Origin of the sequence: Pantoea sp. EEL5 (assembly GCF_049892805.1) — a bacterium.
GTDB classification, from domain to species: domain Bacteria; phylum Pseudomonadota; class Gammaproteobacteria; order Enterobacterales; family Enterobacteriaceae; genus Pantoea; species Pantoea ananatis.
Genome location: NZ_JBNDNJ010000002.1, coordinates 288,252 through 309,063, shown reverse-complemented (window position 1 = coordinate 309,063; position 20,812 = coordinate 288,252). Strand labels below are relative to the sequence as shown.

At 56.9% G+C, this 20,812-nt stretch carries 18 protein-coding genes; 2 read left to right on the top strand and 16 right to left on the bottom strand.

Going from position 1 to position 20,812, the window contains the following annotated elements:
- Positions 1 to 59: 59 nt before the first annotated feature.
- The 4 genes from ACPXSQ_RS13025 to ACPXSQ_RS13010 all read right to left on the bottom strand — a co-directional run bounded on the left by ACPXSQ_RS13025 (position 60) and on the right by ACPXSQ_RS13010 (position 3,722).
- Complete coding sequence (locus ACPXSQ_RS13025) at positions 60 to 221, bottom strand: DUF1328 domain-containing protein (RefSeq protein ID WP_003848537.1); 162 nt, start codon at positions 219 to 221, stop codon at positions 60 to 62.
- Between the two features lie 99 nt (positions 222 to 320).
- Positions 321 to 935 (bottom strand): molecular chaperone OsmY, encoded by a 615-nt coding sequence (gene osmY, locus ACPXSQ_RS13020; protein WP_014605063.1) that lies wholly within the window; start codon positions 933 to 935, stop codon positions 321 to 323.
- 255 nt (positions 936 to 1,190) lie between these two features.
- Complete coding sequence (gene prfC, locus ACPXSQ_RS13015; RefSeq protein WP_014594591.1) at positions 1,191 to 2,777, bottom strand: peptide chain release factor 3; 1,587 nt, start codon at positions 2,775 to 2,777, stop codon at positions 1,191 to 1,193.
- Between the two features lie 345 nt (positions 2,778 to 3,122).
- Positions 3,123 to 3,722 (bottom strand): pentapeptide repeat-containing protein, encoded by a 600-nt coding sequence (locus ACPXSQ_RS13010; protein ID WP_014605062.1) that lies wholly within the window; start codon positions 3,720 to 3,722, stop codon positions 3,123 to 3,125.
- A 414-nt stretch (positions 3,723 to 4,136) separates the two neighbouring features.
- On the opposite strand from ACPXSQ_RS13010, the gene ftnA reads away from it, so the two are divergent.
- Positions 4,137 to 4,643, top strand: a complete 507-nt coding sequence (gene ftnA / locus ACPXSQ_RS13005; protein WP_013027178.1) for a non-heme ferritin — start codon at positions 4,137 to 4,139, stop codon at positions 4,641 to 4,643.
- A 49-nt stretch (positions 4,644 to 4,692) separates the two neighbouring features.
- Here the strand turns inward: ftnA and ACPXSQ_RS13000 are convergent, their stop codons facing one another.
- Positions 4,693 to 7,056, bottom strand: a complete 2,364-nt coding sequence (locus ACPXSQ_RS13000) for a glycoside hydrolase family 31 protein (RefSeq protein WP_200286798.1) — start codon at positions 7,054 to 7,056, stop codon at positions 4,693 to 4,695.
- Positions 7,057 to 7,066: 10 nt separating this feature from the next.
- The gene (locus tag ACPXSQ_RS12995; RefSeq protein ID WP_013027180.1) at positions 7,067 to 8,377 is read right to left on the bottom strand and encodes an MFS transporter; all 1,311 of its coding nucleotides are present in this window, start codon (positions 8,375 to 8,377) and stop codon (positions 7,067 to 7,069) included.
- A gap of 220 nt (positions 8,378 to 8,597) precedes the next feature.
- Here ACPXSQ_RS12995 and ACPXSQ_RS12990 point away from each other — a divergent pair, with 220 nt between their 5' ends.
- Complete coding sequence (locus ACPXSQ_RS12990) at positions 8,598 to 9,662, top strand: LacI family DNA-binding transcriptional regulator (RefSeq protein ID WP_015699526.1); 1,065 nt, start codon at positions 8,598 to 8,600, stop codon at positions 9,660 to 9,662.
- A gap of 5 nt (positions 9,663 to 9,667) precedes the next feature.
- Here ACPXSQ_RS12990 and ACPXSQ_RS12985 read toward each other — a convergent pair whose 3' ends face one another.
- The 10 genes from ACPXSQ_RS12985 to ACPXSQ_RS12940 all read right to left on the bottom strand — a co-directional run bounded on the left by ACPXSQ_RS12985 (position 9,668) and on the right by ACPXSQ_RS12940 (position 20,812).
- Entirely contained in the window at positions 9,668 to 10,756 is a 1,089-nt protein-coding gene (locus ACPXSQ_RS12985) for an MBL fold metallo-hydrolase (RefSeq protein ID WP_210450194.1), read from the bottom strand.
- The gene (locus ACPXSQ_RS12980) at positions 10,744 to 12,486 is read right to left on the bottom strand and encodes an ABC transporter permease (RefSeq protein ID WP_370606397.1); all 1,743 of its coding nucleotides are present in this window, start codon (positions 12,484 to 12,486) and stop codon (positions 10,744 to 10,746) included. The genes ACPXSQ_RS12985 and ACPXSQ_RS12980 overlap by 13 nt, the downstream gene beginning before the upstream one ends.
- Before the next feature lie 2 nt (positions 12,487 to 12,488).
- Positions 12,489 to 13,490, bottom strand: a complete 1,002-nt coding sequence (locus ACPXSQ_RS12975; RefSeq protein WP_426143985.1) for an ABC transporter substrate-binding protein — start codon at positions 13,488 to 13,490, stop codon at positions 12,489 to 12,491.
- A gap of 15 nt (positions 13,491 to 13,505) precedes the next feature.
- Positions 13,506 to 14,573 (bottom strand): ABC transporter ATP-binding protein, encoded by a 1,068-nt coding sequence (locus tag ACPXSQ_RS12970; protein WP_238493661.1) that lies wholly within the window; start codon positions 14,571 to 14,573, stop codon positions 13,506 to 13,508.
- A 74-nt stretch (positions 14,574 to 14,647) separates the two neighbouring features.
- Positions 14,648 to 16,354: a lysophospholipid acyltransferase family protein gene (locus ACPXSQ_RS12965; RefSeq protein WP_013027186.1), complete on the bottom strand. Its 1,707-nt coding sequence runs from the start codon at positions 16,352 to 16,354 to the stop codon at positions 14,648 to 14,650.
- A gap of 335 nt (positions 16,355 to 16,689) precedes the next feature.
- Positions 16,690 to 17,292, bottom strand: coding sequence for a cupin domain-containing protein (locus ACPXSQ_RS12960; protein WP_013027187.1), 603 nt, complete (start codon positions 17,290 to 17,292; stop codon positions 16,690 to 16,692).
- A gap of 384 nt (positions 17,293 to 17,676) precedes the next feature.
- On the bottom strand, positions 17,677 to 18,576 hold the full coding sequence (locus tag ACPXSQ_RS12955) for an ABC transporter substrate-binding protein (RefSeq protein ID WP_426143982.1): 900 nt from the start codon (positions 18,574 to 18,576) through the stop codon (positions 17,677 to 17,679).
- A gap of 9 nt (positions 18,577 to 18,585) precedes the next feature.
- Positions 18,586 to 19,380: an amino acid ABC transporter ATP-binding protein gene (locus ACPXSQ_RS12950; RefSeq protein ID WP_015699521.1), complete on the bottom strand. Its 795-nt coding sequence runs from the start codon at positions 19,378 to 19,380 to the stop codon at positions 18,586 to 18,588.
- Entirely contained in the window at positions 19,364 to 20,290 is a 927-nt protein-coding gene (locus ACPXSQ_RS12945) for an amino acid ABC transporter permease (RefSeq protein ID WP_426143979.1), read from the bottom strand. The genes ACPXSQ_RS12950 and ACPXSQ_RS12945 overlap by 17 nt, the downstream gene beginning before the upstream one ends.
- A 9-nt stretch (positions 20,291 to 20,299) precedes the next feature.
- Positions 20,300 to 20,812 carry a GNAT family N-acetyltransferase gene (locus ACPXSQ_RS12940; RefSeq protein WP_014605056.1) on the bottom strand — a complete coding sequence of 171 codons (513 nt, stop codon included), beginning with the start codon at positions 20,810 to 20,812 and terminating at the stop codon, positions 20,300 to 20,302.

Below are 20,812 nucleotides of genomic sequence, written 5' to 3'. Positions count from 1 at the left end.
CAAATAACTGGTCTCCGTTTGATGCTGACTACGTCAGCATCAAACAGTCTGGGTCATCGCTATAGCTTTTTACGGCCAGTGAACAAGCTGATGAGGAACAGAATAATACCCACCACGAATACGACTTTAGCTGCCCAGGCTGCGGTACCGGCAAGTCCACCAAAACCTAATGCAGCAGCGATCAGTGCGATCACCAGAAAAATAATGCCCCAACGAAACATAAGCCTCTCCTTAACCATTTTAATATTGAACTGCTTGTTTCATCCCACGATGGGTATTTTTATCGGTGCGGCTTCCGGAAGAAGCCGCACCGGGTCGTGTTAAGACTTGACCTTCAGGTCATTTTTAACACTTTTTACGCCTTCGATAGCTTTAGCGATGCTTTCGGCACGGTCAGACTGTGCCTGATTCGCCACTTCACCTGAAAGCTGAACCACACCGTCGGTGGTTTCCACTTTCACGTTACGTGAAGGAACCATGTCATCTGCTAATAGCTTAGCTTTAATTTCGCTGGTTGTGGCAGCGTCACCGGCATAACCTTTCATTGACTGTTTTTTCGCGTCTTTCACGTGCAGCTTGTCGCTGACTGATTTAACGCCTTCAACTTTTTTCACCACGGCCACGGCTTTCTCAGCCTGGTCTTGTGAGGTCACGAAGCCGCTCAGGGTAACAACGCCCTGATGGGTTTTGACAGAAATGTCGGTGCTTTTGATGGAGTCGTCATCAACCAGGGCCGCTTTTGCTTTAGCCGTCACGGCGCTGTCATCCATAAAGCCGCCCACTTTCTTCATTGAGCTGTCAATTTTTGCACCAGCGCTGTCAGCCGTTTGTGAGGCTTTCTGAGACGCGGATTCCTCTGCAAATGCGCTTCCGCTCAGCAGAGCAGTACCGATCATCGCAGCCATCAATGTTTTAGTAATCTTAGTTGTGTGCATCGATATCATCCTTCTATCTGTTAACTCGCCCAAAACTGTGGGCGCAAGAGCAGCAAACAGTGCTGCTGCGGCACTGGACGCGGGGAGAATAAGTCTCTTAAACCGTCCGATGAAATAATCATAGTCGGGATTTAGAGTTTTGCTCGGGTAACTGGTTGATCGTGCGTCAAAAGAGAGGAAAAGGCGCGTTTTAGGAGGGTTCTGTATCCGTTGAAACAGGGCCATTCCGTGCTGGAATGACCCTGAAAGCACGAATTAGTGCTCGCGGGTTTTACGGAATGTCACATCAGGATAGCGTTCCTGAGTAATATTCAGATTCACCATGGTGGGAGCGATATAGGTCAGGTTATCACCGCCATCCAGCGCGAGGTTCACCTCATTTTTACGCTGGAAATCTTCGAACTTTTTGGCATCGCTGCACTCGACCCAACGTGCCGTAGAAACGTTAATCGCCTCATAGATGGCTTCAACGTTGTATTCGCTTTTCAGACGCGCGACGACCACGTCAAACTGCAGGACACCAACAGCTCCCACAATCAGGTCGTTATTGTGAACCGGACGGAACACCTGAACCGCGCCCTCTTCCGACAGCTGGACCAGCCCTTTCAGCAGTTGCTTTTGCTTCAGCGGATCGCGCAGGCGAATACGGCGGAACAGTTCTGGCGCAAAGTTCGGAATACCGGTGAACTTCATGTTCTCACCTTGGGTAAAGGTGTCGCCGATCTGAATCGTGCCGTGGTTGTGCAAGCCGATGATATCGCCCGGATAGGCTTCTTCTACGTGCGAACGGTCGCCCGCCATAAAGGTTAACGCATCAGAAATCACGACGTCTTTGCCAGTGCGCACCTGGCGCAGCTTCATGCCTTTTTCATAACGGCCTGATACCACGCGCATAAACGCCACGCGGTCACGGTGCTTGGGATCCATGTTAGCCTGAATCTTGAACACGAAACCGGTAAATTTCTCTTCTTTTGCCTCAACCTGGCGGGTATCGGTCTGGCGCGGCATGGGGCGCGGCGCCCACTCCACCAGGCCATCCAGCATATGATCAACGCCAAAGTTACCCAGCGCAGTACCAAAGAACACCGGAGAGAGCTGACCGCTAAGGAAAGCCTCTTTTTCGAATTCGTGCGAGGCGCCCTGCACCAGTTCCAGCTCTTCACGCAGCTGTGCGGCCAGCTCTTCGCCGACGGCCGCGTCGAGGTCTGGGTTGTTCAGGCCTTTAACGATGCGCACTTCCTGGATGGTGTGCCCTTTACCGGTCTGATAGAGATAAGTTTCATCGTTATAAAGGTGATAAACCCCTTTAAACAACTTACCGCAGCCTATTGGCCATGTGATGGGCGCACAGGCGATTTTTAACTCGCTTTCCACTTCATCCAGCAGTTCCATCGGATCGCGGATGTCACGGTCGAGTTTGTTCATAAAGGTCAGGATCGGCGTATCGCGCAGGCGCGTCACTTCCATCAGCTTACGGGTACGATCTTCAACGCCTTTCGCTGCGTCGATCACCATCAGGCAGCAGTCAACGGCGGTCAGCGTACGATAGGTATCTTCAGAGAAGTCTTCGTGCCCCGGCGTATCCAGCAGGTTTACCAGGCTGTCACGATAGGGAAACTGCATAACTGACGTCGTGATTGAAATACCACGCTGCTTTTCCATCTCCATCCAGTCAGACTTCGCATGCTGGTTGGAGCCGCGGCCTTTTACCGTACCGGCGGTCTGGATCGCCTGTCCGAACAGCAGGACTTTTTCGGTAATTGTGGTTTTACCGGCATCCGGGTGCGAGATAATCGCGAAGGTGCGGCGGCGTGCCACCTCTTCTAAAAAGGGATTAGACATGAGTGAATTCTTCTCAACGTAGCCACGCGCTAACAGGCGCGGCAGATAAATCACGGTGGCCGGCAGAACCTTACCGGCGGATAAACGGTGCCAAATGCGACTTTATGTCGTCGCGGGGTGAGCGCAAAGTTACATTGGCGTGCTTCCGGTTACCTGGTCAACTTTAAGGCGGCATAGCATACAATATTTTGTGCTATTGGCCTACAGCGTACGGAAGAGAAAGTGGCGTCAGTCAGAAACGGCAGGCCGCCGCGCCGGTAGCGCGTCAGGGTGGCCAGGCGTTACCCCGAACGAAACCTGCCCCATAAAGCGTATCCGTGGGGGCGGTTACTCCTCAGGCCTCGACTAATCGACGAGTTCGATGCCCAGACTTTCCAGCAAACAAACCGCTTCCAGGCGAGAAAATTTGGCTTTATCGACCGTGTTATGGAAGATATTGATGGCGTAATTCCAGGATTCTGTGAGATCTGCGCCACGTAGCACGGTGTGATTGAATAAACTGCCCGTGAGGTCCGATTCGGTGAGCGTTGCGCCGGTTAAATCGCACTCCCTGAAATCCACCTCTGTCAGTTTGCACGCCTCCATTTTTAAGCCCTGCAACCGCAGCCCAAAAAAAGAGCCGCTGGCCAGAATACATTTCTGAAAATGCAGTTCGTGATCCAGATAAAAATCGGGCCAGTAGGCTGTCGTCCAGTCAATGCCGGTCAGCTTGCACTCATTGAAGTGAACGCCAAAGAAGCGGCTATTGGATGGGTTCAGCAGGCTCATATTGCAGTGATTAAACACACAGTTGATGAACTTGCAGGCCGAAAACACCGCAGAGGTAAAGTTGGCGTTATTGAATTCGCAGTCTTCAAAATGCGTTTCAGCGATCGTCAGACCGGTGAAATCTTCTTTTGAAAACTGGACGTCGTAAAATTCAGCATGGCTTTTGACAGATTGCATATTCCCCCTGAGGGTTAACGGTGGCATTTCACGAAAAGTTTATGCGATTTCTTCGCGATGAACCCGCATAAGATTCACCTTCACGCCTTGCCGCACAAATCTCTGGTCAGGCATTTCTTGCGCATGCGCTGCAGCCAGTTCATCGCCGGGTCACCCTTGCCTTCCTGCCAGGCCGCATCCAGCCTGACCTGCCGGTAAAGGAAGCCGCACGGAAGCCAGGCGCACCGGCTTAGGGAGTGACAACTGGCGACCCGAAAAGCTGACCACAATGATAATCGCTCGCATTCAACAGTTGAAATAATTCTTTTTAAATCAAACAGATAAATTGCAAATTTTTCAATAAAAGGCTTCCCATTCGTTACCAGCCTGTTGCATAATTCACCACTAATTTATTAACACTCAAAGGACGCGGCCATGCTGACTGCTGAAATGACTGGACGTTTAAACGACCAGCTGAACCTCGAATTTTTCTCCGCCAATCTCTATTTACAAATGAGTGCGTGGTGCAGCGATAAAGGCTATGAGGGCGCAGCGTCCTTCCTGAAAATGCATTCGCGTGAAGAGATGGAACACATGCAGCGCCTGTTCGACTATCTGAGCGATACCGGTGCTATGCCGGTGCTGGGCAGCATTGCTGCACCGCCCGTTGCCTACAATTCACTGAACGAAGTGCTGATTCAGGCGCTGGATCACGAGAAGCTGATTACCAGTAAAATCAATGAACTGGCGCACTCAGCGATGACAACGCAGGACTATTCAACCTTCAACTTCCTGCAGTGGTATGTTGCAGAACAGCATGAAGAAGAGAAGCTGTTTAAAACCGTGCTGGATAAACTGGCGATGGTTGGCGATAGCGGTAACGGTCTGTTCCTGGTCGATAAAGACCTTGGACGCATGAGCACCGAAACCCACTCCGCCTAAAATAAACCGGCCCACGCAGGTGGGCCGGTAGTGTGATTGGCGCTCTCGGTTACGCCAGTCGGTAACAGGTTGTCATTTCCCCGTTGACCCACAACGGACGCTTCTCGCCCGGCGGTAAGCTAATCGCCATATCACGCCAGGCTGGCTGATAATCTCCCCGCTTTTCAATGATCAGCTCCAACCGTGACGCGCTGCTGGTTAACGTCCAGCTCAGCCAAAGCGCATTGCCCTTCTGCCAGCCGTGCGTTTCTCCGTCGTCGTCAAACAGTTCGCCGGAGGTGGTCGCATTGCCCGGCGCAGGCCACAGCTGCAGTTCCCGTACGTTATCACGCTGCGCATCGGTGGTACTTTCACACTGCCCCAGTGGAATTGCAGCACCGGCACGGACCAGTAACGGCAGACGATCCAGCGGCGCATCCAGCATTACCGACTGGCCCCCCGCCAGCCAGCTACCGCTGTGCCAGTCATACCAGCCGTGGGCGTTATCTGGCAGATAGACCTGGCGCTGACGGGCGCCCTGCTCAACCACGCTTGCCACCAGCAAATCGCGCCCCAGCATGAAATCATCGCACTCGTCATAGGTGCGCGGATCGTGCTCGTGATCGAGGAAGGTTGGCCGCAGCATTGGCTCATCCTGCTCGCTGGCCTGCCAGGCCAGCGTATACAGATACGGCATCAGGCGATAACGCAGGCGAATAGCCTCACGAATCATTGATGTGGCTTCCGGATACATCCAGGGCTCGTTGACGGTGTGATCGTCATTCCATGAGTGAATGGTAAAACGGGGATGCATCACGCCATTCTGTACCCAGCGCACAAACAGCTCCGCATCCGGTTTATCGCCGGCAAACCCGCCCACATCGTGCCCGACGTTAAACAGGCCCGACAGACTCATTCCCAACCCCATACGGATGTTATAGCGCAGGGTTTGCCAGTTTGTCCGGTTATCCCCGCTCCACGTCTGCACATAGCGCTGCATGCCTGCGCAGCCTGAACGGGAAATCAGGTACGGCCTTTTTTCCGGGGCAAAGCGCTGCTGAGCCTCCATCGAGGCGCGCATCATCAGCAGCGGCATCACCGGTCGGATGTGCTTAATCGCAATGGGCTGGCCAAAGCCATAGCAGCGTGCTTCGCCGTCCCAGACTTCATATTCGTTATTATCGTTCCAGGTCGAATCGATCCCTTTTTTCAGCAACTGCTCAGTGACGTTTTGCTGCCACCACGCCACCGTTTGGGGATGGGTGAAATCCAGATGCGAGCCTTCATCATCCCAGAATACGGAACGCTCAGGCCGATCCTGTTCCGAATCGCGGATAAACAGCCCCTGATCCGCCACTTCTTTATAACGTGGATGATCCTGTAACAGGCAGGGCTTGATGTTGGCCGCCAGCTTCATCCCGGCCTGATGGAAAGCAGCGCACATGGCATTGGGATTCGGCACCTTGTCATAGTTCCAGTTGAACACGTAGCGCTTGTTATTGATGGAGGTGTAGCCCGACGACAGTTGAAACGAATCGCAGGGAATCTCATGCTCGCGGCACAGTTGAATAAAGGACAGGAGCTGTTGCTGCGCATCAGGCGCATCCGTGTAGTGCATGGTGGAACCGCTGTAGCCCAGGCTCCACTTCGGTTGAAAGAGCGTCCGGCCGGTGAGGCGAACAAATGCTTTGGTCACCTCCAGCAGCGTCGGGCCCAGCATCATGTAGTAATCCAGATCGCCCGCCTCTGCGCGGTAACGGCGATAAGGCAGATGATAATTATCTAACTCATTCCCCAGGTCCAGCCAGCTGCTGGTGAGGTTATCGTAAAACAGCCCGAAGCTGACGCCGTCACGCTGGGTCAGCGTGAAAGGAATATGTTTGTAGAGCGGATCGGTACTGGCAGCGTTATAGCCCATCGCATCCAGATTGCGCATTTCGAAACGGCGATTGACCCGGTTGAGATCGCCGCTCTTTTCACCCAGGCCGTAAACCCGATCCTGCGGCTGACGACGCTGATAATGTTCCACGCCATCGCCATGCATGTTCAGCAGGTAAGCCCCGGTATGGCGATCGACCGCCAGCGGCTGCCAGTCGGTGCCGTCAAAATGTTCCCAACTGAGGCAAAGGGGATAATGCACGGTAACCCGCAGCCGGTCCGTGGCCAGACGGATTTGTTGCGCCTCCTGTTGCAGGGTAAAGGCGGGCAGCGTAAAACCTTCCAGCGATTCGCGGTCGCGCCCCTCCCAGGGCACATCCTCTTGCGGGGCAATGCTCCAGGTGCGGTTCAGCGCCAGTTCCCCGTCGCGTTTCAGCAGCACGCGCATCAGGCCGTTTTCTAATACGTAAATCCGTAAAAAGTGACGCTGCTCGACTTTCAGTTCGACAAAATGCGGCGTTTGTTGATGTAGCGTCCATGTCTTAAGTGTTTTCATGAGATTACCCTCACTGTTTAGCAGTACGTTGGCGGCGTTCGGCAATAAACATCACCAGAAAAACCGCGCCAATCAGATCAAAAAAGCCCATGGCAATAAACAGGGGATTGAAGCCAATGGTGTCGGCGGTAACGCCGATAATCAGTGAAAAAATAAAGCTGGCTATCCAGGCGCAGGACCCGCGCATGCCGTTGACCGTCGCCATCTGGCGGCGATCAAAACGCTCAACCACCAGCGCGCTCAACATGCAGGAAATCACCTGGTGGCCGAAACCGCCGATGGAGATCAGGGCAATGGCAAGATAGGGATCTTTAACCAGCGTCATCAGTGCCAGCGAGATCATCAGCGCGGCCCCGGTGACGGAACTGGCGACGATGGAGTTCACGCGGGAGCAGCCAAACCAGCGCACGTAGAGTTTTGTCAGGTAACCGCTGGCGACGCTGCCGAAGTCAGCGGCCAGGAACGGCAGCCAGGCGAACATCACGATCTGCTTCAGATCCATGCCGCGTTCATTGGCCAGGTAGAGCGGCACCCAGAAGCTCAGGACCGCCCAGGCGGGCTCGGCTAAAAAAGCCGGAATAGCGATTCCGTAAAACTTCTTCTCTTTCCCAATCACTTTCATCGCAGTGAAAAACGGCAGCTTTTCGCCGATGACTTCGTTGTCCTGGGTAATAAACGCCCGCTCCTCATCCGAGAGGCGCGGATGGCGCTCAGGCGAGTGATAACCCCACCACCAGAGCGCCACCCAGATCAAACCCAGCCCGCCGGTGAGCAGGAATGCGCCCTGCCAGCCAAACGAGATATGCGCGATATAAATAATGGGCGGAGCCAGCATCGCGCCGACGGAAAAGCCAACGCCCGCCCAGCCTGCCGCTACCGGCCGCTCCTTTTTTGGAAACCACTCCCCAATGGCCTTGGCATTCGCGGGCGTGGCTGCCGCCTCTGATGCGCCCATCACAAAACGTAACAGCGCCAGATGCAGCCAGCTTCCTGCCCCGGCGTGCAGCAGACAGGTGACAGACCAGATAACGGCGCAGATCAAAAAGCCCACTTTCAGACCGATAACATCGATTAACCAGCCGCACACAGGCTGAAACAGCGTATAGGCCAGTTGGAAAGCCGCCACGACCCAGGAATACTGCTCCGTGGTCATATTCAGGGTGCTTTTCAGTTCCGGTGCCAGAATCCCCAGGGAGTTACGGGTGATGTAATTCACCGTGACGCCCAGCAGGAACATGCCCAGCATCCACCAGCGCAAATTTTTAATCATCCGCAGCGGGCGCGACGACGCGTGAGTGCGGGTGGTCGAGTCGAGACTCATGATGAAACTCCTGTAGCCAGTAATTGACGCGTTGCCGCGCAGCGAGCCTGTTTATCTGATCCGACCTTAAAAAAGCCGAAAACGTGGGTACAGCCCATTTTTTGCAACCCTTTTCATGGCACTATCGGGAAATAACAAAAATGCCCTTGCAGACCAGCAGGGACACGATTCAGCACCTTATGAAAATTTTTTCATTTGCAGATTTGAGGGCGATCACAGAATGAAGCAAAGCTTAAAAGTGAGCGAAATTGCCGCCCTGAGCGGCGTGTCGATCAGCACGGTTTCGCGCGTCCTTGCCGGGAAAGCCAATATTCGCGCCGCCACGCGCGACAAAGTGTTACGCATCGCCCAGCAGCAAGGCGTACTGGATAATCTTCAGCATGGTCGGCTGTTGCTTAATGACCTGATGGTATTTGCGCCACCGCGGGCATTCGATATCCGCACGGATATCTTTTATTACAAGGTGATCCAGGGGATCAGCGAAGCCGTTAAACCGCACGATGTGCGGTTGCGCTACTGCCCGCTGGAAGAAGTGGAAAGTGATGCCGCGCTGTTTATCGACAAGATGCAGCAGACGGAAGCCGCGCTGTTGATCGGTATCGACGATGAACACATTCATCAGTTGGCGGCCGAAATGAACAAACCCTGCGTGCTGATCAACGCCCGCGACCGCCGAATGCGCCTGCCCTCGGTGTCGCCGGATCATCAGCTTATTGGCGAGTTTTCCGCGCGCTATCTGTTTGAACAGGGCCATCGGCAAATTCTGTCGCTGCACTGCCTTCGGCGTTACACCATGGAGCAGCGGCTTCAGGGCGTACGCGATGCCTGGCATGCCATGAATCTGCGCTTCGACAGCCGCCAGCACCTGATTACGCTCAACAGTTTTAGCAGCAGCGAAGCCAGCGCCTGTCTGGGCGACTATTTGCGTCGCTGCCCGCAGGCGCAGCGCCCTACGGCGATTCTGGCGAGTGGCGATTATATTGCCGCCGGAACGGTGCAGGCGTTACAGCAAGCGGGCCTGCGGGTGCCGGAAGATGTGTCCGTGATGAGCATGGATGGTTTCAACCTGGCCACCGTGCAGGAGATCCCGTTAACCTCGGTTCAGGTTCCGCGAGACGAGCTGGGCGAGGCCGCCGTCAAAATGCTTCAGGCGCTGCGTTTAGATCCAAACCTGCCGCCCGGTAATCTGCTGCTGAACGGCAAGCTGGTGGTACGCGACTCGGTACGCCGCATCCGGGATAATCCGGGTCATGCGCCGGTGCAGCAGCACGGGCTTTACAGCTAATGCGATCAGGCAAAGCTTTCCCAGCGGGATGACAGCGTAAAGTGACGCTGCCAGCTGAGCGTGGCAGACGCTCGGGCGATTAACTGCTGGCACAATGCCGGCTCGACAAAAGCGGGAATGACCTGTTCCGCTCCGCTGTGTTTGATCAACGCCAGTTGATCGTCCAGCGGGGGATGGACATTCCAGGGCAACCACTGCGCTGAGCCGTTTTGTAGCATCGCGAAGGCCCGCGTGCCGCGAGCGACATGACTGCTAAAAATCAGGTTGAACTCGGGTCGCTGGCTCAGCAAGGCGGCCAGGCCGCTGTCCGCCACCGCATCGGCCGCGACGATAACGCTGTCAGGTCGCCATTGCGCAGGCGTCGGCTCACGCAGCAACGGCAGCAACGCCAGCGCCGTGGCGGCCGGCAGCGCATTTTGCGCCAGCAGCTGTGACACGTCTTCCCGCACCTGCGGGCACAGCACCACCGGCAACCCTTTTGCTCGTAGCCGCAGTGCCATCTCCGGGCCTCTGCCGTGCAACGGCGCCGTGACCACCGCCCCGTGGCGGGCAGCCTGTATCAGCGCGTCAACCTGCTGATTAAGCCGCTGATGACGGTCGCCGTAAGAGGCATCGGTAATCAACCAGCGCGCCCGTGGTGGTCGGTCAAAAGGCAGCAGCAGTGATTCGCGACTCCAGTCGCCCATATAGGTGATGCCGCCCGCGACCGCCAGGTGAAACCAGACGGATCCCGGTGAGTGGCCGCTCCGGCCGGTAAACAGATTAAGCGGGCCAACCGCGCACTGCCCGCGTAAGGGCAATGCGTGCCGCGATCGCGCAGGTACTGGGCACTCTCCCAACTGCTGCCAGGTCAGCTCCGTGGCGTAAACCGGCGGCGATCCCAACGCCTGCCAGCTGTCGAGTGCACCTGTATGGTCGCCATGAGAATGGGTCAGACAGATGGCATCGACGTGCCCCGTGACCGTTAAATCCGGCTTTACGCCGGGCTCCGGCCCCGCGCCCAGATCCCACAACAGGCGGTATCCCTGAATCTCAAGCAGGAAAGCGGCGGGCAACTTTCCCCCCACGCCGCTCACCACGGTCAGGCTTGCCATGGCAATACTCCCTGCGGCAGAGCGCGCGTCAGGCGCGTCGCCAGCAACATCAAGGTCAGAACAACCAGAATCATCAGGCATCCTACGGCGGCAGCCAGCGGTGCAGAGCCGCCCTCATCAAGAAAGATAATGGTTGGCCCAAGGGTTTGCGTATCGGAGGTCACCAGCAGCACCGAGACCTGAATTTCGTTCAGCGCGGTCAGAAAGACCAACAGGCTTCCCGCCAGCGCAGACGGCGCCGCCAGCGGCAGTAAAATATCGCCCATGCGGCGCAGAAACCCCGCTCCACACAGACGCGCGGCCTCATCCAGCGAGGGGTCAATTTGTGCGAAGCCCGCCAGCGTGGGGCGCAAGACTAAGGCCAGGAAGTTGGACAGATAGGCGGCGAGAATGATCCAGACCGTGCCGTAAATCGAGACCGCCAGCAGAGGAAGCGGCGGCAGAAAAAACAGGATTGCCGCCACGCCTGTCACGATACCGGGCAGCGCATAAGTCAGCTCGCTGGCAAACCACAGGCCGCGCACCAGTCGCGTGCGTCGCCAGCTCAGGAAGAAAGCCAGAAACAGCGCCATGACCGTGAGCATCAGCGTCGCCAGCGAGGTGAGCCACAGGCTGGTCGCGAAAGCATGGCGTATTGCGGGATAGCCCCACAGCGCCTGATAAAAGTTTTCCAGCGTCAGGGTCTGCCACGTCAAGGCCTGACCAAAGCCGCGCGTCAGCGCACTGGTCAGCAGCGCGCTGACTGGCATGATGAGCGTAGCCGCCATCCACAGCCAGGCCATCACCTCCGTGGGCAGCCGCGCGCCGTTAAGCGGTTGCTGAAACGGGCGCGGCGAGCCACTCACGCGAACATCACGCCGTCCGCCCAGCCAGCCGCTCAGCATCATGCCGGTTAAGGTGATCAGCGCAATCAGCAAAGAATAGACGGCCGTATCCGGCAGCGCACCGGGGCCAATGGCGTTAAGTTGCTGATAGACCAGCGTAATTAAGGTCGGCAGGCGTGCCGGAATGCCCAGCATCGCCTGAATACCAAAATTACCCACGCTTGCCACAAATGCCAGCGCTGCGCCCGCGAAGATGGCGGGACGCGCCAGCGGTAAAATAATGGTGCGCAGGATTTGCCCGTGCGAAGCGCCGCTAATCTGCGCGGCTTCCACCAGTTCTGCCGGTAAACGACGCAGCCCGGCACGCACCGTCAGGAACACCAGCGGCGCATTGTGCAGGCCCAGCAGCAGCACGATTCCGCCCCATGAATAGAGCGGTTGTTCACCCGGCGCGAACCAGGGTAAACCCAGCAGCTGAAACAGCGATGCCAGCAGGCTGCCTGGCGCCAGTGCCTGCAGCCAGGCAAGTGCCGTCACCTGTGGCGGAATCATCAGGGGTAAGATAAAGGCGAAAACCCAGGCTGCTTTGGCGCGCATATCGCTCAGCGCAACCAGCCAGGCGGCGAGCGTGCCAAGCAACAGCGACAACAGGGTGGCGCTCAGCCCGATGCTTAAGGTCGTTAACGTGGCGCTGAGTACCCGGCGGCTGATCAACAGCTGCGTCAGCCGTGTCAAATCCGGTACGCCCTGCGGGGCCATCGCTGTCCAGATCAGCCGGGTAAAAGGCGCCACGGACAGCAGCCCGATCGTCAGCACCAGCAGCCCTAGCACCCAGGGTTCAGCGCGAAAACGCCAGCGCGTGCGATGCACCCGGCGAGGCTGACAGTCGTTACTCAGCACGCTCATTCTCAGCCACCGAACAGCGCGGTAAACTGTTCCCGCACCTGCGCATCATCGGCCACCGCCTTCTCCAAGTACGGGGTCAACAGTTTGATCTGGTCTACCGGAACAAAGCCTTCAGGCGCGGCAATGCGGTCATCGACCGGCCGGTTACCCTGCTGAACCACCAGTTTCTGTCCCGGCTCTGACAGCAGAAAATCCACAAAGGCTTTCGCGGCAGGCAGGTTATGCACCGATTTCATAATGGCGACGGGTTCCGTGACGTAAGACACGCCCTCTTCGGGATAGACCAGGTCGATGGGCGATCCCTGCTTTTTGGCCCGGATAATGTCGGCATCGGTAATCACACCATATTTATCCAGTCCACTCGCTACGGCTTTTAACGCAGGTCCGTTACCGCCCTGCGGCGCGATGCCCAGCGCCGCCAGCTGTTTATAGAAGTTCCAGCCGATGTCAGGCGTCGTGATATCCGTGTGCAGCTTATACAAGGCAGCCCCGGAGTAAAGCGGACTGGGCATGGCAATTTGCCCTTTGTTGTCCGCGTTTAGCAGCGCTTTCCAGCTGTTAACGGGTTTAGCGCGCTGCGTGTTGTAGGCAATCACGGTGGCGATAATTTTGGTGCCAAAAAAGGTTTTATCCCGGTCATAAAAGGCGGGTTTCAGGTGATCGACGGGCGCATCCTGATACGCATAGAGCTGCTTCTCTTTCTTCAGTGCGCCAAGGTTGATGGCGTCGGCAACCAACAGCACGTCGGGCTTCACCTTGCCGCTCATCATTTCCGTGTGCAGCACGTTCATTAACTGCGTAGTGCCGTTGCGCGTCCATTCCACCTGAATACCGGGATAGGCCGCTTTGAACGCGTCCATGGTTTGCTGCGCAATTTCCGGTGCCTGCGAGGTGTAGACCACCAGCGTGCCGGCAGGCTTGTCTGCCGCCAGCGCCAGCGTGGGGCCTGCCAGCGCAGCCGTGAAGAGCAGAGATGTAACCGAGGTAAGCATGAGTTTTTTCATACTGTCTGAAGTCCTTTATGCGGGAAGAATCCAGCCGTCAGTCACGGCAATATTTACGGTGTCGTTAACCCTGAGAGCAGAGACATCGTCAAGGGCCAGCGTGATGGAAACCTCAGGCTCTGCCTGGGGAGACAGATGGATGTCGTAATGGCCGCCGCGGTAAATCAGGCGTTCAACCCTGGCGGTGAAATGGCCGGTTTCGTCAGCCGCCAGGCGGAAACTGGCCCGATGAAAGCTGGCTTTACCCTGCGGCAAGGCTGTCTGATGCGCGGCACAGCGCAACCGCATCCGTGTACTAAACAGCATCACCGATGCCTGGCCCTGGCCTGTCGGTTCAATCTCTTTTACCGGCAGCACGCGCCCCTCATCAATAAAGGTGGCGACCATCTCATTAGCGGGCTCACGCCACAGGGTTTGTGGTGAAGCAAACTGCATGACCTGCCCCGCATTCAGCACCACAACGCGATCGGCGAGCGCCATCGCTTCGCGCTGATCGTGGGTGATATAAATTAAGGTGGCCCCGCTGTGACGGTGAAAACGGCGAAACTCCTCTTCCATGGCGGCACGCAAATGCACGTCAAGGTTAGCCAGAGGTTCGTCAAGCAGGACCAGCCGGGGCTTTGCCACCAGGCAGCGGGCCAGGGCTACGCGTTGACGCTGACCGCCGGACAGATCGGCCGGGCGGCGATCGGCAAAGGCCAGCAGGTCGACCAGCGCCAGGGCCTGCCGGATACGTTCTTCCCGATCGGCACGGTTTACGCCGCTGACTTTCAGGCTGTAGCCTACGTTTTCAGCCACCGTCATATGCGGCCACAGCGCGTAGTTTTGAAACACCACGCCAAGATCGCGGTTTTCGGGAGGCAGATGAAAATCCGGGGAGGCAAACAACGTGTCGTCCACCCAGATCTCGCCGCGATCCAGCGTTTCAAAGCCGGCGATTAACCTGAGTAAGGTCGTTTTGCCGCAGCCGGAGGGGCCCAGCACGGCGATAAACTCACCCTGCTGGATCTCCAGCGAGACCGCCTCAAGGACCGGCTGCGCCGCGAAGGCTTTATTCAGCCCGGAGAGTGAAATTGCGGCCATGTTGATGTCGCCTTTGCCGTGTACGTTTTGTGCAAGACGTTACGACAGTTTGATGACAGGACCGTGACACCGGGCTACTTCGGCAGATGGACCGCCACGTAGCGCTCGTAGCGCGATGGCTTGATTTTGGTTAAATCTGCCAATACCAGCCCATCAATACAGTTGTTAAAGTCCGGGTCGCTGCCGAAATCAATAAACTGCACCCCGCCTGGCTCATAGACTTCGCAATACTGTTTGTAGAGCGTGGGGATGGCGACGCCGAGGTTACTGAGCAGCTGCTTCAGCCGCTGAAGATCCTCTTTGTAATCATTGCCGCTAAACTGGGCCAGTACGGCAGGCAGAGAGGCCGGATAAGGACAGCGCGAGGTCGCCAGCGGAAAGTCCGTTGGGAAATAGATCCGATAGAACGCGACCAGCAAATCGCGCGCCGCCAGCGGCATAGTGCCAGAGATGGAAACCGGTCCGAACAGATAGCGCACCTCGGGATATCTGGCCACGTAAGCCCCGATGCCAAGCCAGAGATAGTCCAGCCCGCGTTTACCCCAGTAGGCGGGCTGAATAAAGCTGCGGCCCAGTTCAATGCCCTGACGAAGAATAGGGATCATGCGTTCGTCGTAATGGAACAGGCTGTGACTGTAGAGGCCTTCCATGCCGCGTCGTTCCAGCTGTTCGCCACCGGGGATAAACCGGTAAGCCCCGACGATTTCCAGCTCTGCGTCGTCCCACAGAATCAGGTGATAGTAGTCATCATCGTAGCTGTCGAGATCCCGTCGGCGACCGCTGCCCTCACCGACGGCACGAAAGGCAATCTCACGCAGCCGTCCCAGTTCACGCAGTATCGGCACCCAGGTCGCCCCGTTACGCCGCCACAGATAGATCTTCTTGCCGTCAGGCGTATTGCCCAGCAACTCGCTTTGCAGCAGAGCCTTTTTCAGTTCGGCACGATCTTCCGCCAGCGCGATGGCGGATTCTGTCTGGAAGAGCCCTTTTTTGCCCTGCCCCAGGCGGTAAACATGTTTTCGCACGCGCTTTGCCAGCTCTTTGCCGGGCGTATGGCCATCGTGCCAGTGCGCGAAGGGGATCTGCGCGCCGATACGCAGTTTGATGCGCATCCCGCGTTGTTTAAACATTTCACGCACCAGCATCAGCATCGCCACGGACGGTGCGACTTTCGCGGTGGCATAGAACAGTGAGCTGTTTCGACCTTCGACATGCACCGGTACCAGCGGCGCGCGCGCTTTCGCGGCCAGGCGCAGAAAGCTGTGATGCCATTCGCGATCGCGCACGCCGGCGCTGGTCAGGCGGGACACTTCGCCCGCCGGGAAGATAATCAGGACGCCCTGATTGCTCAGGTGCTGTTGCATGTGCTGCAGCTGCTGGCGGTTGGTGCGGTTACCGATATTGTCGACGGGTAACATCAGGCTGTTGAGCGGTTCCAGCAGCATAATTAGCCGGTTCGCCACGATTTTCACGTCGCGGCGAACCTGAGATATCGCATGCAGTAACGCCATGCCGTCGATGGTACCCAGTGGATGGTTCGCCACGATCACCACCGGTCCGTGCGATGGGATCTGCTCCAGATCGCGCTCGCTAAGTTCGCAACGGACGTCAAGATGTTCCAGTACCTGCTCGACCATATCCAGCCCTTTCAGGTGGGGATAGCGCGCGGCAAAGCGCTGGAATTCATCTTCACGTAGAATCCACTTCAATATCCGTTTCTGCCAGTTGGCAGGACGCTGGTTCGGCCAGAAACGTTCAATGACCTGATCGACTGAAAACATAGTTAACCTTTCGTGCCTGTCCCGGAGATACAGCGAAAGTAAGTCGCATTGTTTGCACTTTTATGAATTACGGCAGGTCGGCAGGCAAATTTGTTGGCGCGGTCAGCGGCACATGAGCGCCTAAACAGGTTTTCATCAGGAAAAACAGCAGGATAAGACAGGATATTTCGCCGGCTCGGCGCGGCGCCGGGATATGAAAAATCTTAATACTGGTTGCTATAAAGGCGCTAACGTCTCCTGGCCGCCTCTCAGCAGGAGGCAGCGGGGCCGGTTGCCGCTGCCAAACCTCTGCAGCCACGTCTTCATCCCTTTTGGGCAGCCGGTCCCTGTGCGCGCTACGGGTTGTGCATCATGGCGGCAACCGGGGTCCAGATCTCGGTCATCGCGCCCGCTTTACCCGTAAAGGGATCCCGTTTTGGCAACGGGACTTTTTTCACTTTTTCCTGGGACAGTTTGAGCTGGCCGATTTCATCGCGCAGAATTTCAGGCTTCAGCCCTTCAGGATAGGCACCTACCGCCAGGAAATCTTCGCTGGCGGAAACCTGTCGATGCCCGACACCCGCAGGGATCAGCACGGCATCCCCTGCCCGCAGGGTAATCATGCGGCCACTGTCGCCCCCAAACAGCACTTCCGCCCAGCCTTCAGCGACGCCAAGAAGCTCATGCGTATTAGGATGGTAGTGCATATAGGGAAACAACTGATCGCGCCAGTCAGGCGGCCAGCCATTTTTTTCAAAGGTTTCCTCGAACCAGGTGGCGATATTCTCTTCGTCCTCCGGCACCACGCGTGGCCAGATAATGAGCGGCAGCGGATTGTTTGGTACACCGGCAGACGGGCTGGCGAACATTAAATGTTGTGGGTTATTTGATGCCCCAGCTGAAAATGTGCCTGCTGCGAAAGACATCAGCAACATCAGACTGGAAGTTTGGGCAGTCATACAATGTCTCCTTTTTTTCTTTAGTGTGACAAAGGTCGCAGGGTTGGAATGTGCGCTATACATCACAATTTACATAATCACTCTAACTCGCTAACCAAAGCCAAATTAGTTGTTAACAATATCTCCTTAACCCGCTAAGTCTTTTTTATCTGGTAGGATTAATCTGTAAACGGTGCGGCGGCCACCGTTGCCCGCTGAACCGCCCGCTTTTTTGCCGCCGTCAGCGCGAAGATGAAGACCAATACCGCCAGAAAATGACGGGCCGATGACACCGCCCCGATCTGCTGCGCGGGCTGTTGCAAGGAAATAAAAAAACCCGCCAGAGCTGACGGGTCGGTGCACGTTCATGGGCCTTAACGGAAGCGCCTGGCTGGCTCGTTTTACTCAGTAAATAATCCCGGGTGGATTAACCATCGAATGGGTAATCGCCTCATCCTGCTCGCCCCAGCGTTGTAACACCTGGCGATACTGCCCGCCGGCAATAGTGCCATCCAGCGCGGTTTGCAGCGCCGCGGCCAGGCCATTGCCTTTTTTCGTGGTCACCGCTACCCAGGCGCGGTAGGGCCCCTCGCCGACTAATTTCGTTTGGCCGCGTGACGCCACCTTCCAGGCCGCCACGGCGTGCGGACCAAACATCGCATCTGCCCGCCCTGAAAGCAGATACAGCGTGGCCGAGGCATCGTCGGTCAGGTAAATCGGCGTGACCGGTGGCAATCCTTTCGCCCGGTTCTGTGCGTCCCAACTGAGTAAAATACGTTCCTGATTGGTGCCGGAGGCCACGATGATGCGTTTGCCCGCCACGTCTGGCGGAGAAGTTATCACGCTGACCGGACTGTCCGCCTTGACGGCAAAGGCGTGGTTATCGGCCCGATAGGTCGCAAAATCAAACTTCTTTTTCCGCTCTTCGGTCACCGCGATATTAAACATGGCCACGTCATAGCGCCCGGCACTGATCCCCAGCGGCCAGTCCTCCCAGGAAGCCGGTACCAGTTTAAGTTTCAGCCCGAGGCTGTCCGCCAGCAGGCGGGCAATATCCGGATCGCCGCCAATGCGGGTCACGTTATCCGCCGCCAGCAGCGCCAGCGGCGGTGAGTGAGTGGCTGAAGTCGCTACCGTTAACGTGCCGGGCTCAACAAAATGAAAATCCGCCGGAATTTTTTTAACCGCCTCAGGGTTCACCGGCGCGTGAATCGGCTGTTCATTTCGGGCGACATCCGGTTTTTCCTCGGCAAAAACCGCGCCGCTCACCAGCAGCGCGCACAGCGTCACACAGGCATATCTCATTCTGGCCCCTTAGAGTACGCGCGCCAGAAAGCGGCGCGTTCTCTCATGTCGTGGGTGGTTTAACACCTGGCTACTGCTGCCCTGCTCGACAATTTTTCCGTCCACCATAAACACCACGTTGTCAGCTACCTCGCGGGCAAATCCCACTTCGTGTGTCACGATGACCAGCGTGGTGCCCGATCGGGCCAGCTTTTTAATCACGTCCAGCACTTCGCCGACCAGTTCCGGATCCAGCGCCGAGGTTGGCTCATCAAACAGCATCACCCGGGGTTGCAGCATCAAAGCCCGGGCAATGGCAATGCGCTGCTGCTGCCCGCCAGAGAGATGCCGGGGCCACGCATCGGCCTTATGACGCAGGCCGACGATATCCAGTAGCTCACCGGCACGGATTATCGCTTCACGCTTCGAGAGCTGACGGTGCGCGATGGGCGCTTCGATTAAATTTTGCAGTACCGTAAGATGGGGAAACAGATTGAAGTTCTGAAAGACATAGCCCACGTTAATGCGCTGACGCAGAATCGCCCGCTCCTTCAGCTCATATAGCCTGTCACCCCGACGCTGATAACCAATGTAATCGCCGTCAATCTGGATAAACCCTTCATCCACGCGTTCCAGGTGGTTAATGGTGCGCAGCAGCGTCGATTTTCCCGATCCTGATGGCCCCAGAATCACCGTAACGGAACCGGGTGCCAGATCCAGCGAGACGTTGTCCAGCGCCTTGAGCCTGCCGAAACGTTTGCTGACGCCGGTAATGCTGATGGCTCCGGTGGTAGGGGATAAGCGGTAATCAATGGCTTCGGACATGGCCGATCTCCTCAACAGGATTAAGCGGTGCGACGCGAGTGCGCCATTGTCGCCAGCGCGACGGTTGGGGTTCACGGCTGACGCTGCGAGCCAGCCAGCGCTCAACGCTGTGCTGAATCACTGACAGGACGGTGGTGATAATCAGATACCAGGCCGCGCCGACCATCAGTAACGGGATCACTTCCTGGTTGCGGTTGTAGATCATCTGGATGGTGTAAAACAGTTCCGGCATCGCCAGCACATAGACCATCGCCGTGCCCTTCGCGAGGCTGATAATCTCGTTAAATGCCGTCGGAATAATGGTGCGTAACGCCTGAGGCAGAATGATGCGAAAGGTGCGACGCGACGCGGACAGCCCGAGGGCGGAAGCCGCTTCCACCTGACCATGATCGACACCCAGAAAGCCGCCGCGAATGATCTCTGCACTGTAGGCTGCCTGTACCAGCGTCAGACCAATCACCGCCGCGGGAAACTGGCCCAGCACATTGATGGTCTGAAAATGGCCCCATGACAGCGAGGTAAAAGGCACGCCAAGAGAGAGCGTGTCGTAGAGATAGGAGAAGTTGTAGAGAATGATCAGCACCACGATCAGCGGCAGCGATCGAAACAGCCAGATGTATCCCCATGCCAGGCTGCTTAACAGCCGGGACGACGAGAGCCGCGCCAGCGCCAGTACGCCACCGAACAGCAGGCTGAACACCGTGCCCAGCAGGGTCAACAGCAGCGTTTGCCCCAGGCCATGTAAAATTACCGGATCAAAGAACCAGCGGGCAAACACGCCCCATTCCCAGCGTGGATTAAACGCTACCGACTGCACCACGCCCGCCAGGATAAACAGCGCTACCACGGCGCCCAGGGTGCGGGCGGGATAGCGGGCAGGCACCACATGAAGTTGTTGTTGATGACGCATGCTCGCTCCTTAACTTGCCTGCGCAACGCTGTGCACGTCGATGACTTTGATGAAGCGTAAGCGTCCATCGTGCGGTGGCTGTCCGAAACGCTCCAGATCGCCACTCAGATCGAACTGCGGCTCATAGCCGTGGCCGGTATATAAGCGCACCGCCTCGGGCTGGCGGAAACCGGTGGTCAGAAACAGGCGCTGATAACCGGCGCGCAGCGCCCGTCGCTCCAGCTCTTTTAGCACCACCAGCGCCAGCCCCTGACGGCGCAGGTCGCCACGCGTCCAGATGCGCTTCAGCTCTGCCGTGTGCGCGTCGTAAGGTTTATACGCGCCCATGGCGATAATCTCGCCGTCGCGCTCCAGCACAATAAATAAGCCGTGCGGCGGCAGATACCATTCGGCCTGCTCCTGTTCCTGATGGCGGCTGAAATAATCGCCATAGCGGGCCGCATATTCACCGAATAAACCGGTCAGGATGGGCACCAGCTCCGGCGCATCCGGTGACAGCTCGCGGAATTGCAGTTCACTCAT